This is a genomic window from Rhodopseudomonas sp. G2_2311, from assembly GCF_047501505.1.
Classification (GTDB): Bacteria; Pseudomonadota; Alphaproteobacteria; order Rhizobiales; family Xanthobacteraceae; genus Rhodopseudomonas; species Rhodopseudomonas palustris_H.
The window spans coordinates 1-16,730 of record NZ_JAZDRK010000020.1 but is presented as its reverse complement, the minus strand read 5'-3'; the positions used below and the strand labels follow the sequence as shown (position 1 = coordinate 16,730).

The 16,730-nt window shown below is 65.7% G+C and carries 15 protein-coding genes; 10 read left to right on the top strand and 5 right to left on the bottom strand.

The features are described from left to right. Position 1 precedes the first annotated feature (1 nt). On the bottom strand, positions 2–1,753 hold the full coding sequence (locus VRZ08_RS20700) for an ATP-binding protein (RefSeq protein ID WP_107355188.1): 1,752 nt from the start codon (positions 1,751–1,753) through the stop codon (positions 2–4). A 385-nt stretch (positions 1,754–2,138) separates the two neighbouring features. Here VRZ08_RS20700 and VRZ08_RS20695 point away from each other — a divergent pair, with 385 nt between their 5' ends. Continuing rightward, entirely contained in the window at positions 2,139–2,681 is a 543-nt protein-coding gene (locus VRZ08_RS20695) for a hypothetical protein (RefSeq protein ID WP_414533737.1), read from the top strand. Positions 2,682–2,705: 24 nt separating this feature from the next. On the opposite strand, the gene serB is transcribed toward VRZ08_RS20695, so the two are convergent. Next, positions 2,706–3,599 carry a phosphoserine phosphatase SerB gene (gene serB / locus VRZ08_RS20690; RefSeq protein ID WP_414533736.1) on the bottom strand — a complete coding sequence of 298 codons (894 nt, stop codon included), beginning with the start codon at positions 3,597–3,599 and terminating at the stop codon, positions 2,706–2,708. Between serB and miaA the strand changes: the two genes are divergently transcribed. The 3 genes from miaA to ilvN all read left to right on the top strand — a co-directional run bounded on the left by miaA (position 3,598) and on the right by ilvN (position 7,447). Next, complete coding sequence (gene miaA, locus VRZ08_RS20685; protein ID WP_414533782.1) at positions 3,598–4,548, top strand: tRNA (adenosine(37)-N6)-dimethylallyltransferase MiaA; 951 nt, start codon at positions 3,598–3,600, stop codon at positions 4,546–4,548. The genes serB and miaA overlap by 2 nt on opposite strands. Before the next feature lie 437 nt (positions 4,549–4,985). After that, positions 4,986–6,764 (top strand): acetolactate synthase 3 large subunit, encoded by a 1,779-nt coding sequence (locus VRZ08_RS20680; protein WP_414533735.1) that lies wholly within the window; start codon positions 4,986–4,988, stop codon positions 6,762–6,764. Between the two features lie 140 nt (positions 6,765–6,904). Next, entirely contained in the window at positions 6,905–7,447 is a 543-nt protein-coding gene (ilvN, locus tag VRZ08_RS20675; RefSeq protein WP_107343983.1) for an acetolactate synthase small subunit, read from the top strand. A 3-nt stretch (positions 7,448–7,450) separates the two neighbouring features. Here ilvN and VRZ08_RS20670 read toward each other — a convergent pair whose 3' ends face one another. Next, a complete protein-coding gene (locus VRZ08_RS20670) occupies positions 7,451–7,849 on the bottom strand; it encodes a host attachment family protein (protein WP_263991390.1) in 399 nt (132 codons plus the stop codon). A gap of 211 nt (positions 7,850–8,060) precedes the next feature. Between VRZ08_RS20670 and VRZ08_RS20665 the strand changes: the two genes are divergently transcribed. The 5 genes from VRZ08_RS20665 (at position 8,061) to VRZ08_RS20645 (ending at position 13,389) form a co-directional block, all read left to right on the top strand. Beyond that, complete coding sequence (locus VRZ08_RS20665; protein ID WP_414533734.1) at positions 8,061–8,936, top strand: EamA family transporter; 876 nt, start codon at positions 8,061–8,063, stop codon at positions 8,934–8,936. Between the two features lie 192 nt (positions 8,937–9,128). Continuing rightward, entirely contained in the window at positions 9,129–10,148 is a 1,020-nt protein-coding gene (ilvC, locus tag VRZ08_RS20660) for a ketol-acid reductoisomerase (protein WP_107355196.1), read from the top strand. Positions 10,149–10,352: 204 nt separating this feature from the next. Next, positions 10,353–11,081, top strand: coding sequence for a FadR/GntR family transcriptional regulator (locus VRZ08_RS20655; protein ID WP_414533733.1), 729 nt, complete (start codon positions 10,353–10,355; stop codon positions 11,079–11,081). 98 nt (positions 11,082–11,179) lie between these two features. Continuing rightward, positions 11,180–12,412, top strand: coding sequence for an ABC transporter substrate-binding protein (locus tag VRZ08_RS20650; protein WP_414533732.1), 1,233 nt, complete (start codon positions 11,180–11,182; stop codon positions 12,410–12,412). A 125-nt stretch (positions 12,413–12,537) separates the two neighbouring features. Beyond that, a complete protein-coding gene (locus tag VRZ08_RS20645) occupies positions 12,538–13,389 on the top strand; it encodes an SDR family oxidoreductase (RefSeq protein ID WP_414533731.1) in 852 nt (283 codons plus the stop codon). Between the two features lie 20 nt (positions 13,390–13,409). On the opposite strand, the gene VRZ08_RS20640 is transcribed toward VRZ08_RS20645, so the two are convergent. Both VRZ08_RS20640 and VRZ08_RS20635 read right to left on the bottom strand, forming a co-directional pair. Beyond that, on the bottom strand, positions 13,410–14,957 hold the full coding sequence (locus tag VRZ08_RS20640; RefSeq protein WP_414533730.1) for an ABC transporter permease/substrate-binding protein: 1,548 nt from the start codon (positions 14,955–14,957) through the stop codon (positions 13,410–13,412). After that, positions 14,954–15,748, bottom strand: coding sequence for an ATP-binding cassette domain-containing protein (locus VRZ08_RS20635; protein ID WP_414533729.1), 795 nt, complete (start codon positions 15,746–15,748; stop codon positions 14,954–14,956). The genes VRZ08_RS20640 and VRZ08_RS20635 overlap by 4 nt, the downstream gene beginning before the upstream one ends. Positions 15,749–15,795: 47 nt before the next feature. On the opposite strand from VRZ08_RS20635, the gene VRZ08_RS20630 reads away from it, so the two are divergent. Then, a complete protein-coding gene (locus VRZ08_RS20630) occupies positions 15,796–16,656 on the top strand; it encodes an ABC transporter ATP-binding protein (RefSeq protein ID WP_414533728.1) in 861 nt (286 codons plus the stop codon). Positions 16,657–16,730 lie beyond the last annotated feature (74 nt).

The following is a 16,730-nucleotide window of genomic DNA, read 5'->3' as shown; positions in this document are numbered from 1 at the left end:
CTCAGCGCAGCGGCTTCTTCAGCAGCGAGAAGCGGTCCGGATCGAGCCCGAGCGAGGGTTGCAGCATCGGAGCATCCATCGTCCGTGCGAGCGGGCGCTCGGTGATGCCCGGATCGTTCGGCACGTCGCGATGCGAGGTGGCGCCACGCCAGCGCTCCAGCACCGCGCTGACGAAGTGCATGTCGTTGCCCGCAGCGGCCGACGGCACGGTCGAGATCGCAGCCTCGCTGCGCGGCAGCTGATGCGCCGGCACTTCCTTGAAGCGTAGCCGGGTCGGCAGCGCCACGCCTTCGCCGAACGCCAGGACTTCGCGGGTGCCGAGCGAGGGCACGAAGGAGAGCAGGTTGGCGGCGGCGTCGGACACCGCCGAGCGCAGCAGCGACTGGTCGCGGTCGTTGGCGAGCCGCATCGCGAACAGCGTGTTGCACTGGGACAGGATCGTCGCATCGAGTTCGGCCGGGCGCTGGGTGACGAGGCCGAGATAGACGCCGTATTTGCGGCCTTCCTTGGCGATGCGCGACACCGCCTTGCGGGTCGGGCCGAAGCCGATTGCGCGGTCGGCGGCAGCGTAGCGGTGGGCTTCTTCGCAGACGAACAGCAGCGGCGACACGCCGTCGCTCCACAGGCCGAAGTCGAATGCCATCCGGCACAGCACCGACACCACCGAGTCGACCACCTCGGCCGGGAAGCCGGCGAGCTGCATGATCGTCATCGGCTTGCCGTTGGCGGGCAGGCGGAACAGATGGCTGATCACTTCCGCCATGGTGTCGCCGCCGACATTGGCGTTGTCGAACATGAAGGCGTAGCGCGGGTCGTTGCGCACCGTCTCGATGCGCGAGATCAGCTTGTGATAGATGATGCGCGAGGAACGGTTTTCCAGCTTGCCCATGCGCTCGTCGATCAGCGAGATCAGGTCGACGAGGCGATACGGCACCGGCGTGTCGGCGGTGTAGCCGATCGACTTCGGATCGACCCGCTTGAGGCCGAGCCGGTCGGTGCTGGTGTATTGCACGTAAAGGCCTTTGGCGACGGGGATCACCTCGGCGAGAATGTCGAGCTCCTCGGGCACGCCGGGACGGCCGGCGAACAGCACGTCGACGATTTCCTCGAAGTTGAACAGCCAGAACGGCAGCTTCAGATTGCGCGGGTTGAGCACCAGCGCCTTGTCGCCGAAGCTGCGGCCGTATTCGTTGTGGACGTCCAGCAGGAAGATGCGCAGCGCCGGGCGCGACTTCAGGATTTCGTTGAGCAGCAGCGACACGCCGGTCGATTTGCCGACGCCGGTCGAGCCGAGCACGGCGAAATGCTTCGACAGCATTTCTTCGATGTCGACATAGGCGATCACCGACGGATCCTGCTGCAGCGTGCCGACATCGATCTGGTCGGAGCCGGTCGGCTCATACACGATGCGCAGGTCGTCGCTGGAGATCAGGTCCACCGAGTCGCCGATGGTCGGGTAGTTGGTGACGCCGCGCTGGAACTTCGGCCGCAGCGGCCCGGGTAGGATCTCGCCGAGCAGGTCGACCGACGCGACCGCGATATGCTCGTCGGTCTCGGCGAGGTTCTCGCTCGATACCTCGGTGATGATCGCGATGATGGTGGAGCTTGCGGTCCGGATGCTGACGAAGCGGCCCACGGTGGCGCGGACGGCAGAGGGCACCAGCCGGCTCGACGGCAACAGCCCGACGCGCGCACCGGAACCGCGCACCGAGATCACCTTGCCGAACGCCCCTTGAGCAACAGCTTCTGCCATGTCTCGCAAACTCACAGATGAGGAATTTCGAGCGTGACTATGGGCAGCGTTGCTGGACAAACTGTTAAGTGAGCGCTCCCCGATCCTTTCGACAATTGATCAAGTTCGGTGCGTGGCGCAGCCACATCGGTACGATTTTGAGGTAATCGCGGACGCCAAAGTACGTCATTTGAACGATGTTCGCGCGATCCGGATTAACGCGCTGTTGACGATGACACGATGCGGCGACCACCAAATGCGCCAAGTCCTGGCGAGCAGGTTTTGGCGAGAGGACGTGATGCCGCATTGGAGGATCGGTGAATGGTGGAATCGCCGCCACAGACCGATACCCGGCTGATGCCACGGCCTGTTGCGTGGCGCGTTCGTTGAAAGCTGGGCCGAGTTCGTGAGCAGCGTCGACAAGTTCCTGAAGGTCATGCGGGAGCATGACACCGCGACTGCGGCGCTGATCGCGTGGTGCCGGAGCCATCATCCTTATGAGGCCGAGGCGATCGCGATCACGCTGCTCGCCGACGAGACGGTGGCGGCGGATTGCTACGATGGACCGTTGCAGCCGCGGGCCGGCGAAACGCTACGCCGCCGCCGGGTCTGGCTGCACTGGGGCGATCGTGTGCTGTCGGAAGCCGAGAACTGGTATGTGCCGGAGCGGCTGCCGCCGGCCATGCGTGACACAATTGCCGATGGTGTTCGGCCTTACGGCGCGGTGGTCGCGAGCCTGCTCCCGCAGCGGATCACCACGATTGCGCTGCGTGCCGATAGGGCCGGCGAGGATCGGGCTCAAGCTGAAGCGGTTCTGGCGCAGTTGGCACGCATCGAGGGCTTCTCGCCGCCCGAAGCTTTCATGCTGCACATCCACGCGGTGATGATGGCGTCGGGAATCGTGCTGGCCGATTTGCGCGAGCACTACCGGCGGGAGCTGCTGCGTTAGCCTGGGACCAAGACAGGGAAGGGATCAATTGGCGACGAATTCGTCCCGCCGATAGCCCTGCGCATAGAGCAGCGCGGTGAGGTCGCCGAAATCGATGCGGCCGTGGGCCGCTGCGGCCACCGCAGGCTTGGCGTGATAGGCTATCCCGAGACCCGCGGCCTGGATCATGCCGAGATCATTGGCGCCATCGCCGACCACCAGCGTGTCGATCGCATCGAGATCGTCGGCTTCGCGCAGCTCGAGCAGCGTCGCCAGCTTGGCGTCGCGGCCGAGGATCGGCTCGGCGACCGTGCCGGTCAGCTTGCCGTCCTGACTGAGAAGCTCATTGGCGCGGTGTTCTGCAAAGCCGAGTCGTTCGGCCACGACATGGGTGAATTGAGTGAAGCCGCCGGACACCAGGCAGGTGTAGGCGCCATGGGCGCGCATCGTTTGCACCACCGCGCGGCCGCCGGGCGTCAGCGTGATCCGGGTGTCGAGCACCTGGCCGATCACCTCGAGCGGCAGGCCCTTGAGCAGCGCGACGCGCTCGCGCAGCGCCGGCTCGAATTCGATCTCGCCGCGCATCGCCCGCTCGGTGATCGCAGCGACATGGTCCTTCAGCCCGACGAAGCCGGCGAGCTCGTCGATGCATTCCTGGCCGATCATGGTCGAATCCATGTCGGCGAGAAAAAGCTTCTTGCGCCGGGTCGCGGCAGGCTGCACCACGACGTCGACCGGAAGGTCGCCGCGGGCGGCGCGGAGCCGGTCGGCGAGCACCAGGGGATCTTCGGTGCTGGCAAAGAAGATGTCGGCGGCGATCTCGTCGTGCAGCCAGACCGCTTCGTTGGGTTGGGGCAGCACCGCACGCGCCCCCTCGATCACGGTCGAATCCAGCGCGGGATTGTTCGGATTGCAGATGAGCGTGGCGACGAGCGACATGACAGCGGAAGGTCCGGAACGGCGCGGCCGGCGGCCGGCGGCCGTGCTTATCGCAGGGCCGACCGCCAGCGGCAAGTCGGCCTTGGCGCTGAAGCTGGCACAAGCGAGCGGCGGCACCGTCATCAACACCGATTCGATGCAGGTGTATCGCGACCTTCGCATCATCACCGCCCGGCCGACACTGGAAGAGGAGGCGCTGGCGCCGCATCGCCTTTACGGCACGGTCGATGCCGCGGTGAATTTCTCCGCCGGGGCTTATGTCGAGGCCGCCGCTGCGGTGCTGGCTGAAACACGCGCGGCCGGGCGACTGCCGATCCTGATCGGCGGGACCGGGCTCTATTTCAAGGCTTTGGCGCGGGGGCTTTCGGCGGTGCCGCCGGTGCCGGCCGAGGTTCGGGACGCGGTGCGACTGCGGCTCGACCGGGACGGGGTGCAGGCGCTGCACGCGGAGCTGGCGGGCCACGATCCGGAGGCGGCGGCACGGCTGGCGCCGGCCGACCGGACCCGAATCGCGCGGGCGCTGGAGGTCGTGCTGGCGACCGGTCGGCCATTGGCCGACTGGCACCAGCAGGCTTCGCAGCCGCTATTGCCGCCGGATGACGTGGTGGCGGTATTCCTGGCCCCGGATCGCGAGGCGCTGTACGCGCGGATCGACTCCCGATTCGTCGCGATGCTGCAGGCCGGCGCACTGGACGAGGTTGCCGCCTTGGCTGAGCGCCGGCTCGATCCGCTGCTGCCGGCGATGAAAGCCCACGGCGTGCCGGCGCTGATCCGGTACCTGCGCGGCGAAATCGGCCTCGACAAGGCCGCCGCGATCGGCGCCGCCGACACCCGGCATTATGCCAAACGTCAGTTCACCTGGTTTCGGCACCAGCTGCCGGAATTCAAATGGGTGAGGCCGGAGGAGGCGGACGCGTTGCTGAACACTGTCATTCCGGCGCGCGCGTAGCGCGACCCCGGAATGACGCGCTTAGGGGGGGGAGGCTGGCGGGGAGGTTCAGGCACGACCGCCTGCGCAGACGGCTGCAGCCGGAGCTTACCGGACCCGCGCATCATACTTCGCAGCATGCCCGCCTGCCTGTTATTACCGCTCGCGACCACCCCAAAATCCGGCTAAGGTTTGATCCGTACGGGTCTTCCCCCGCCTTGACATTCAAGGTTTGAGGGGTATGGTCCCGCGCAACCTTTGGGAAGCCGAGCCGGCCACATGCGACACAAAATTTCCGACCTGCTTCTCGTCATCGTACCCAGGCGCACCGCCGGGGGTGGATAGACTCCACCCCGCGAACGGACGGTGCGCTGAGGGCCTTCGACGGGCCCTTTTTTATTGCCTGAACCATCCCGAACCACGAACGACAGCGCCCGAAGGCGCATCCGGAGCCAACCATGAGCGACAGCAATAGCCACGATCCGAACCAGATGACCGGTGCGGCGATGATCGTCCGCGCGATGAAGGATCACGGTGTCGAGCACATTTTCGGCTATCCGGGTGGCGCAGTCCTTCCGATCTATGACGAGATCTTCCAGCAGTCGGACGTCCAACACATTCTGGTCCGCCACGAGCAGGGCGCCGGCCATGCGGCCGAGGGCTATGCGCGCTCGACCGGCAAGCCGGGCGTGGTGCTGGTGACCTCGGGCCCCGGGGCCACCAACATGGTGACCCCGCTCGCCGATGCGCTGATGGATTCGATCCCGCTGGTGTGCATCACCGGCCAGGTGCCGACCCATCTGATCGGCAACGACGCCTTCCAGGAATGCGACACCGTCGGCATCACCCGGCCGTGCACCAAGCACAACTGGCTGGTGCGCCGGATCGAGGATCTGCCGAAGGTGCTGCACGAGGCGTTCTATGTCGCGACCAGCGGCCGTCCGGGTCCGGTGGTGGTCGACGTGCCGAAGGACGTGCAGTTCGCCACCGGCACCTATCATCCGCCGCGCAAGGCCGACGTCCACGTCTCTTACGTGCCGAACAAGAAGGGCGATCCCGCTCAGATCCGCAAGGCGGTTGCGCTGCTGGCGAACGCCAAGCGTCCGGTGATCTATTCCGGCGGCGGCGTGGTCAATTCCGGCCCCGAAGCGTCGCGGCTGCTGCGTGAGCTGGTCGAAATCACCGACTTCCCGATCACCTCGACGCTGATGGGCCTCGGCGCCTATCCGGCCTCGGGCAAGAACTGGCTCGGCATGCTGGGCATGCACGGCACCTACGAAGCCAACATGACGATGCATGGTTGCGACGTCATGCTGTGCATCGGCGCGCGGTTCGACGACCGCATCACCGGCCGCACCGACGCGTTCGCGCCGAACGCCAAGAAGATCCACATCGACATCGATCCGTCGTCGATCAACAAGAACATCCGGGTCGACGTGCCGATCATCGGCGACGTCGCCACGGTGCTCGAGGATCTGCTCGGCGTCTTCAAGGCCGAGGCCAAGAAGCCCGACATCAAGCAGTGGTGGCAGCAGGTCGCGACCTGGCGCGCGCGCAATTCGCTCGCCTACAAGAAGAACAACGACGTCATCATGCCGCAATACGCGATCCAGCGGCTGTACGAGGCGACCCGCGGCCGTGACACCTACATCACGACCGAGGTCGGTCAGCACCAGATGTGGGCGGCGCAGTTCTACGGCTTCGAACAGCCGAAGCGCTGGATGACCTCCGGCGGCCTCGGCACCATGGGCTATGGCCTGCCGGCGGCGCTCGGTGTGCAGGTGGCGCATCGCGACAGCTTGGTGATCGACATCGCCGGCGACGCCTCGGTGCAGATGACGATCCAGGAGATGGCGACGGCGGTGCAGTACGAACTGCCGATCAAGATCTTCATCCTCAACAACCAGTACATGGGCATGGTGCGGCAGTGGCAGCAGCTGCTGCACGGCAACCGGCTGTCGCATTCCTACACCGAAGCGATGCCGGACTTCGTCAAGCTCGCTGAAGCTTACGGCGCGGTCGGCATGCAGGTGATCAAGCCGTCCGATCTCGACGGCGCGATCCAGGACATGATCAAGGTGAACAAGCCGGTGCTGTTCGACTGCCGCGTCGCCGCGCTGGAGAACTGCTTCCCGATGATCCCGTCGGGCAAGGCGCACAACGAAATGCTGTTGCCGGCCGAAGCCACCGACGAAGCCACCGCAGCCGCCTTCGCCGGCGGCAAGGCACTGGTGTGATCCAAGGCGCTTCGCTTCAACAACGACGTCATGCGCGGGCTTGACCCGCGCATCCATCGATCTTCGCAAGAATGATGGATTGCCGGGTCAAGCCCGGCAATGACGCTCACTGACAATTCGGCTCAAACCTGAGAACAGACATGACCCAGCCCGCATCCGCTTACTTCATGGAAGAGCGCCACGATCCGAACGAGACTCACACGCTGTCGGTGATCGTGCAGAACGAGCCCGGCGTTCTGGCCCGAGTGATCGGGCTGTTCTCGGGCCGCGGCTACAACATCGAAAGCCTCACGGTGTCGGAGACCGAGGCGCAGAAGCACCTGTCCCGGATCACCATCGTCACCACCGGCACGCCGATGGTGATCCAGCAGATCAAGAACCAGCTCGACCGCATGGTCCCGGTGTATCGCGTCGTCGACATGACGCTGAGCGGCCGTTCGATCGAACGCGAGCTTGCGATGGTGAAGCTACGGGGCGTCGGCGAGCATCGCGTCGAATCGCTGCGGCTCGCCGAGGCCTTCCGCGCCCGGGTGATCGACGCCTCGACCGAGAGCTTCGTGTTCGAGATCACCGGCAATTCGTCGAAGATCAATCAGTTCATCGAACTGATGCGCCCGCTCGGCCTGGTCGAAGTGGTCCGCACCGGCGTCGCCGCCATCGGCCGCGGCGCGGAGGGGATGTAACCGCTACGCCGCGATCGCCTCGGCGATCTGATCAAGCGGGTGGTTGGTGAGATCCTTCGCCAGCGAGCGGATCAGCGAGGCTTCGACGGTCTTGTGCAGGATCGGGCGGATCTGCCCGAGCGTCTGCGGGTCGGCGACCAACACCAGCTGGTCGAACTCGCCGTCGAGCTTCATCTTGTTCAGCGTGTTGGTGAGTTGCTTGGCGAAGGTCGCCTCGTCGGTCTGACTCTTGGTCTGATCCTCGGGGCGCGAGCCCGACGGGCCGTCGTCGTCCAAGTTGGTCGGCTCGAGCTTGCGCTCCTGGCGCAGCGTCACGTCGGCCGGCTTGCCGGTGTTGCGCAGCAGCAAGGCGCCGCGGCCATCAGCGACGACGACGAGCGTGTTGTGCGGAATCAGCGTCATATCCGGATCGTCCTTTCGATAGCAGCGCCCGGCGCGGGTGTTGGCCGGGCGTCCATTCGCCAACCGGCTGCCCCGATGTTTCGTTCCCGGCTGCGGCATCGTTGCGCGGGATACAGCTCCGCGTGCGGGGCGGGTTACCGGGTGCGAACGGATCAGCTACGACCCAGGGAACGCGGCGCGGTTGGTGCCGGACGAGGGGACGGAAACGACGATGAAGCCCGCCGATACGGCGCTCGCCGTTCTGGTGGCGGTGATCTGGGGCCTCGGCTTCGTGTTCACGCGCTACGCGCTGACCGAAATGTCTCCGTCGCTGCTCAACCTGCTGCGTTTCGCCATCACGGCGCTGCCGTGCCTGCTGTTGCCGCCACCCAAACTGGCGTGGCCGGTGTGGATCGGCATCAGCCTGCTGCTGGTTTGGCAGTATCTCACCCAGACCTATGGCATCGCGCACGGCGTGCCGGCCGGTCTGACCGCGGTGATCGTGCAGAGCCAGGCGCTGTTTACGGTCGGGTTCGCGGCGGTGTTGCTGGGCGAGCGGCCCACCGGGGCACAATTGGCCGGCATTGCGGTCGCCGCCTGCGGTCTGCTGATGATCTGTTTGACGGTGGGTTATGACTTCACTGTGCTGGCCTTCGCCGTGACGATGACCGCCCCGATCAGCTTCGCCTTCACCAATTTGTTGCTGCGCCGCGCCCGCGACGTGCCGATGCTCGATCTGTTTGCCTGGATCAGCCTGGCGTCGCTGCCGCCGCTCGCCTTGGCGGCCTGGGTCAGCGATGGCGTCCCGGCGATCGTCCAGTCGCTGACGCATCTGTCGCCCGGCGTGATGGGCGCGATGCTGGCGCTGTCGGTCGGATCGACCACCATCGGCTATTGGATCTGGGGGCGGCTGCTGCACGCTTATAGCGCTGCCCAGGTTGTGCCCTTTGCATTGCTGGTGCCGTTCATCGGGGCGGGGGCGTCGAGCCTGGTGTTCGGGGAGACGTTCGGGCCGCTGCGGCTCACGGGGATGCTGATCGTGGTCGCGGGCCTTGCGATCATGCTGCTGTTCGGCCGCGCCCGGCCGCCGTTGCCGGAGGTGGGCTGAGCGCCGAAAGTCGTAGGATTGGCGGTTTTCCGCATCGCGGCAGCCATGCTGTCCTAACCGCCACAAATCGCCGCCGCGGGCTTGTGTCCGGGCACCCGGACCCCTAAAAACCAGCGGCAATTCAACGGTCGGCCGGCATGGCCCGATCATACCAGCACGGGCGGGACGGGCCGCCGAGAAAGAGGAACGAGGATGCGAGTTTACTACGATCGCGACGCCGATCTGAACCTGATCAAGGGCAAGAAGGTCGCCGTCATCGGCTATGGCAGCCAGGGCCATGCCCACGCGCTGAACCTGAAGGATTCGGGCGTCAAGGACGTCGCGATCGCGCTGCGCAAGGGCTCGGCGTCGGCCAAGAAGGCCGAGAACGCCGGCTTCAAGGTCATGGACGTCGCCGAAGCCGCCAAGTGGGCTGACGTGATGATGATGCTGACGCCGGACGAATTGCAGGCCGACATCTATCGCGAGCATCTGCACGACAACATGAAGCAGGGCGCTGCGCTGCTGTTCGCCCACGGCCTCAACGTCCACTTCAACCTGATCGAGCCGCGTGCCGACCTCGACGTGCTGATGGTCGCGCCGAAGGGCCCGGGCCACACCGTGCGCTCCGAGTATCAGCGCGGCGGCGGCGTGCCCTGCCTGATCGCGATCCACAAGGACGCCTCGGGCAACGCCCATGACCTCGGCCTGTCCTACGCCTCGGCGATCGGCGGCGGCCGCGCCGGCATCATCGAGACCTCGTTCAAGGAAGAGTGCGAGACCGACCTGTTCGGTGAGCAGGTGGTGCTGTGCGGCGGTCTGGTCGAGCTGATCAAGGCAGGCTTCGAGACTCTGGTCGAAGCCGGCTATGCGCCGGAAATGGCCTACTTCGAGTGCCTGCACGAAGTGAAGCTGATCGTCGACCTGATCTATGAAGGCGGCATCGCCAACATGAACTACTCGATCTCCAACACCGCGGAATACGGCGAGTACGTCACCGGTCCGCGCATCATCACCGCCGAGACCAAGGCGGAGATGAAGCGGGTGCTGGAAGACATCCAGAACGGCATCTTCACCCGCAACTGGATGCTCGAGAACAAGGTCAATCAGACCTCGTTCAAGGCGACCCGCGCCAAGCTGGCGCAGCACCCGATCGAGGAAGTCGGCGCGAAACTCCGCGACATGATGCCCTGGATCAAGAAGGGCGCGCTGGTCGACAAGTCGAAGAACTAAGCAGCTTCTGCTGCGTCATTGCGAGCGCAGCGAAGCAATCCAGAGCTCTGAGCAGAGACTGGATTGCTTCGTCGCTTCGCTCCTCGCAATGACAGGTCATCAACGGGATCGCGGCGACGCGGTCCCGTTTTTCGTTTGGCGCCGGTGCAATCCGCCGCAGCCCGGCCTGCTTGATCTGGTCTGACCAGATTGGTAGGGTCACTTATGGCAACTCCGCTCAACTCCGAGACGTCGCACACGGTCCGCAAGACGCTCGAGTTCGTGCAGCATCACCGGCTGGCGAAGGGCGATCGGCTGCCGTCGGAGCGGGAACTGTCGGAGCGGTTCGGAGTGGCGCGCAGCTCGGTGCGCGAGGCGCTGGCGGTGCTGGATGCGATGCGCATCACCGAACGCCGGCCGAAATCGGGGATCTATCTGCGCAACGCCGTCGAGGATGGCGGGCTCGAGGCCCTGGTGCTGCAGGCCGATCTCGGACTGACCTTCGATCCGCAAGTCACCCGCGACGTCACCGAGGCCCGCATCATCTGCGAAGAGCAGGCGCTGCGGCTGGCCTGCCGGCGGCGGACCGACGCCGATCTCTCCAAGCTGCATCAAACACTGCAAGCCTACGCGGCGACAATCCAAGCCGGCGGCGACATGGCCGAAGCCGATGTCGAATTCCATCTCGCGCTCGTCGCCGCCGGCCAGAACCGCATTCTGGTTCGGACGCTGACGCCGCTGATGCTGATGAGCCGGCGCTGGCGGGAGCGCTACTTCGAGTCCGACACGATCCGCCGCCGCTCGCTCGATGATCATCGCGCTTTCGTGGCTGCGATCGAGGCGCGTGACGAAACGGTGGCCGCGACCCTAGTGCGCCGCCACGTCGAGACCGCCGCGGCCGACGTTCGCGCACTGGCGGAGCAGGGCGGCTCCGCCGCGGCGAATACAACCTGAAACATCCGCGTCGCTGACGCGCCACAACAGCCCCGGTCAACGGGAGAGCTTCGCGCGGCGTCTGCCGTATCGAGGAAACGCAAGAAGAAGGATCAAAAATGCGTATGACGACAACTTCCGTGGCTGCCCTGGCGGCTGCGATCGCGATGCTGGCTGCAGGGCCGGCGCTTGCTCAGAAGAAATACGGCCCCGGTGCCAGCGATACCGAGATCAAGCTGGGCAACACCGTGCCGTATAGCGGTCCGGCCTCGGCTTACGGCATCCTGGGCAAGACCTACGCGGCGTATTTCAAGAAGATCAACGAAGAAGGCGGCATCAACGGCCGCAAGATCAACGTGATTTCCTATGACGACGCGTACTCGCCGCCGAAGACGGTCGAGCAGACTCGCAAGCTGGTCGAGAGCGACGAGGTGATGGCGATCGTCGGCAACGTCGGCACTGCGTCGAACGTCGCGATCCAGAAGTATCTCAACGCCCGCAAGGTGCCGCAGCTGTTCCTCGCCACCGGCGCCACCCGCTGGAACGACCCGAAGCAGTTTCCGTGGACCATGGGCTGGCTGCCGAGCTATCAGGCCGAAGCCACTGCCTATGCCAAGTATCTGTTGAAGGAGAAGCCGAACGCCAAGATCGGCGTGCTCTATCAGAACGACGATTTCGGCAAGGACTACATTCGTGGCCTGAAGGAAGGGCTCGGCGACAAAGCCGCGGCGATGCTCGTTGCCGATGCCAGCTACGAAGTCGCCGAGCCCACCATCGACTCGCAGATTGTGAAGCTGAAGGCCTCCGGCGCCGACACGCTGTTCTCGTTCGCCACCGGCAAGTTTGCCGCGCAGTCGATCAAGAAGGTCGCCGAACTCGGTTGGAAGCCGCTGCACATCGTGCCCAACGCCTCGTCGTCGCTCGGCACCGTGCTGAAGCCGGCCGGCCTCGACAACGCGCAGGATCTGGTGTCCGCCACCTTCGCCAAGGATCCGACCGATCCGCAGTGGAACGACGACCCAGGCATGAAGAAATTCCATGCTTTTGTCGAAAAATACATTCCCGAAGGCAAGGCGATGGAAAGTACCGTGCTGTCCGGCTACAGCATCGCTCAGACCATGGAGCAGGCGCTCAGGATGTGCGGCGACGATCTGTCCCGCGAGAACCTGATGAAGCAGGCGGCCAATATGAAGGGCGTGCAGCTCGACGGCCTGTTGCCCGGCGTCACCGTCAACACCTCGCCGACCGATTTCGCGCCGATCGATCAGTTCCAGATGATGACCTTCAAGGGCGAACGCTGGCAGCGCTTCGGCGATGTCATCAAGGGCGAGGTCGCGGAAGCGGGGCGGTAACGCAGCTTCGGCACGCCGCGCGCTTAGCCTCGCGGCGTGCTCTACCAACTGTCATATAACGGGATCGCGGTGACGCGGTCCCGTTTTGCTGTGGTAGGATGCCCGGCGTTCGAACGGAGCAAGCCATGAAGTCTATCGTCATCACCGGCGTGTCCACCGGGATCGGTCATGCCATTGCGCGGATGCTGCTGGACAAGGGATTTCGGGTATTTGGCAGCGTGCGCAAGCACAGCGATGCCGAGCGGCTGATTGTCGAACTGGGGTCCGGCTTCACCCCGCTGGTGTTCGACGTTACGGATGAAGCCGCGGTCCGCGCCGCGGCGGACGAGGTGCGAGCGGCGCTGGACGGCGAGACGCTGGCCGGGCTCGTCAACAATGCCGGCATCGCGGTGGCTGGTCCTGTGCTCGATCTGCCGGCCGACGAATTCCGCCGCCAGTTCGAGGTCAATGTGATCGGGCCGATTCTCGCGGCCCAGGCGTTCGGGCCGCTGCTCGGCACCGACCGGTCGCTGCGCGGCGAGCCGGGGCGGGTCGTGATGATGTCGTCGATCGCCGCCAAGTTCGGCAATCCGCTGATGGCTGCGTACTCCGCTTCCAAACACGCGCTGAACGGCCTGTCGGACGGGCTGCGGCGTGAGCTGATGCTGTTCGGCATCGATGTGGTGGTGATCATGCCGGGCGCCGTGAAGACGCCGATCTGGGGCAAGGCCGAGCGGGAGGACGTGTCGCGGTTTGCGAACTCACCGTTCTATCCGGCGCTGCAGAAGCTGCGCGCGCTGCTGCCTGAAATGGACGAAAGCGGCCTGCCGCCGGAGACGATCGCCCAGCACGTCTATGACGCACTGACCGCGCCGTCACCCAAGGCGCACGACGTGATCACGCCAGGACCGCTGCAGTTCTGGCTCTCGACCAAACTGCCGCCGCGCTGGATCGACAAGATCGTTGCGAAACGGCTGGGACTGAAGCCGAAGACGTAGCGCACCACTCGGCGAGTTGATCAGCGTGGTTTTACGCGCTCCCACAGCGCGCGTGCCGCCACGTCCGGTGTGCTGCCTGATCCCGCCTGCAGGTTGGCGGCGCGCATCGCCTCGATGTCGATGCGGCCGAGCAGGGGCTGCAGGGCTGCACGCAGCTTGCTGTCACTCGCGCGTTTCGGCGTGAGCAGCAGGACCGCGTCGTAGGGCGGGATCGCCTGTTTCGGATCGTCGAGCACGACCAGGTCGTATTTGGCGATCAGCCCGTCCGAGGTGTAGCCGGCGATGAGATCGACGTCGCCGGAGGCGACGGCGGCATACATGAAGTCGGGCTGCATCTGCCGTTCAGTCTTGAATGCCAGGCCATAGGCGCTGCGCAGATTGGCCCATTCCGGCCGCGAGAAGTACTCGTAGTCGCCGGCGATCGTCATCGACGGTGCGCGAGCGGCGAGGTCGGCGATCGAACGGATGTTCATTGCCTCGGCTTTGGCGCGCGGCATCACCAGCGCATAGGCATTGGCGAAGCCGAGTTCGCCGAGCAGGGTGACGCCGTCTTTGGCGAGATCCTGTTTCAGGTCGGCAAGCACCTGATCGCGCGCGGCGATGCTGGGGTGCTTGAACTGGTTGGCCCACAGCGTGCCGGAGTAGTCCACATAGGCGTCGATGTCGCCGCTTTTGAGCGCGTCGTAAATCACGCTGGAGCCGAGGCCGGCGCGCGTCGTCGCGGTCTGGCCGCTGGCCTCGAGGCGCTGCTGCAGCAACGCGGCGAGCACATACTGCTCGGTGAAGGTCTTGGCGCCGATCACGTAGGAGCTGCGCGCCGCGGCGGCCGGCAGCAACGTCACGATCACGATTGCGGCGATGCCTGCTGACCCCAGTCCGATCCGCCAGCGGCTGCCGCACCGCAGCCCTGTTTCCACCAGTGCCAGCAACTGATCGACCGCGAGCGCCAGCACGGCGGCGGCGGCGCAGCCGAACAGCACCAGAATCCAATTCTGAGTCTGCAGGCCGGCAAAGATGTAGTTGCCGAGACTGGTCTGGCCGATCGGCGTCGACAGCGTCGCAGTGCCGATCACCCACACCGCGGCGGTACGAATGCCGGCCATGATCACCGGCAGCGCCAGCGGCAGCTCGACCATGGTCAGCACCTGGCGCTCGGTCATGCCGACGCCCTGTGCCGCTTCGATCAGCGCCGGGTCGACGCCATCGAGCCCGGTGATGGTGTTGCGCAGCACCGGCAGCATTGAATACAGCGCCAGCGCCAGCACCGCTGGGAGGAAGCCGAAGGCGGAGAATCCGACGCCGAACGCGCTCATCGACAACGCCGCGAGTGCCAGCAGCAGCGGATAGAACAGCGCCAGCAGCGCAAGGCCAGGTACGGTCTGCACCACGCCGGCAACCCCGAGCAGGGCGCCGCGAAGCACCGGCCGATGCCGGGCGAAGATCGCTAGCGGCAGGCTGATGATCAGCCCGAGCGCGAGAGCCGCCAGGCTGACGCGAATATGCGCGCCGAGATAGTCGGGTAGATTGCTCATCGCGTCATGCCAGCGCGGGTCGGCGAACAGGCTCATGCCGCGCCGTCCCGCGGCAGCAACGCGCCGAGCCGCTGCGCCTGTCGGCGCGGCGTCTGCAAGAGTTCGGCGACGTAGGCGTCTCGGCTGTCTGCAAGTTCGGTTGCGCTGCCGAGCGCCAGCAGGTGTCCGCGGTGCATCACGGCGATCCGGTCGGCCAGCAGCAGCGCCTCGGTGATGTCGTGGGTGATCAGCACGGTGGTGAGCTTCAGCCGGTCGTGCAGCGCGCGAAAGTCTTCACCGAGCGCATCGCGGGTCAGCGGATCGAGCGCGCCGAATGGCTCGTCCATCAGTACGATCTCCGGTCCGGCCGCGAGCGCGCGGGCGACGCCGACGCGTTGGCGCTGGCCACCGGAGAGCTCGTGCGGGAAGCGGTCCCGATGCTGGGCGGGATCGAGCCGCACCAACTCGAGCAGCTCATCGACCCGAGCGGCGATCTCGGTCTTCGACCAGTTCAGCAGCTTCGGCGTGATCCCGATATTGCGTGCCACGGTGAGGTGGGGGAACAGCCCGCCATTCTGGAACACCATGCCGATGCCGCGGCGGAGCGCGATCGGATCGGCGGTTTGGATATCGCGGCCGTCGATTGCAATCGCGCCGGCATCGGAGTCGATGAGGCGATTGGTCAGCCGCAGCAGCGTGGTTTTGCCGGAGCCCGAGCCGCCGACGATGGCGAGCAATTCGCCGCGCTGCACCGCAAGCGACACGTCGTCGATCGCTTTGATCCGGCCGCCGCCGAAACTCTTGGTGATCCGGTCATAGGCGATCATCGGCGAAGCTGAGCTCGTCATGGTCGCAGCATGGCCGCCGGAGACGGCAGGGCGCAAGCCAGACTTGCATGTCGGCGCGCGGCGTTGAATGGTCGCGGCGAGCAGGCAAGCGGGGAGACGGCGTGAATCAGACGGACAATGCGGCGGTGGCGCTGCAGGACGCCACGGTGGCGTTCCGCCTCGCCGATGCGCGGACCTATACGGCAGTGGAGCATGCGACGCTGACGGTGGCCGATGGTGAGTTCGTCGCCATCGTCGGGCCGACCGGCTGCGGCAAGTCGACCCTGCTCAACGTCGCGGCCGGGCTGCTGCGTCCCGCCGCCGGCGCGGTGCGGATCTTCGGGGCGCCGCTCGACGGCCTCAACCCGCAGGCCGGCTATCTTTTTCAGGCCGATGCGCTGTTTCCGTGGAAGACGGCAATCGACAATGTCGCGATCGGGCTGGAAATCGCCGGCACGCCGCGCAGCGATGCGCTGAGCCGTGCGCAGGGCTGGCTGGAGACGGTTGGGCTCGGCGCGTTTGCGCAGCGCTATCCGCATATGCTGTCGGGCGGCCAGCGCAAGCGCGTCGGGCTTGCGCAGGTGCTGATCCGCGATCCCAAGATCCTGCTGATGGACGAGCCGTTCGGCCCGCTCGATGCGCAGACGCGGCAGATCATGGGCAATCTGCTGCTGCAGCTGTGGAGCGCGCACAAGAAGGCGGTGCTGTTCGTCACCCACGATCTGGAGGAGGCGATCGCGCTCGCCGACCGGGTGGTGATCATGTCGGCCGGGCCATCCTCGCGCATCGTCGGCGATTGGCGCATCGAACTGCCGCGCCCGCGCGACATCTTCGAAATCCGCCTGACCCACGACTTCCACACGCTGCATCGTGAGATCTGGGCCGTGCTGCGCGAGCAGGTGATGAAGGCGTATGGGCAGGTGGCGTGATGCATTTGACTTTGGCCGCTGACTTGCCCCGAGCACAGCGCGCTCCCTCTCCCGCTTGCGGGGGAGGGGTGGGG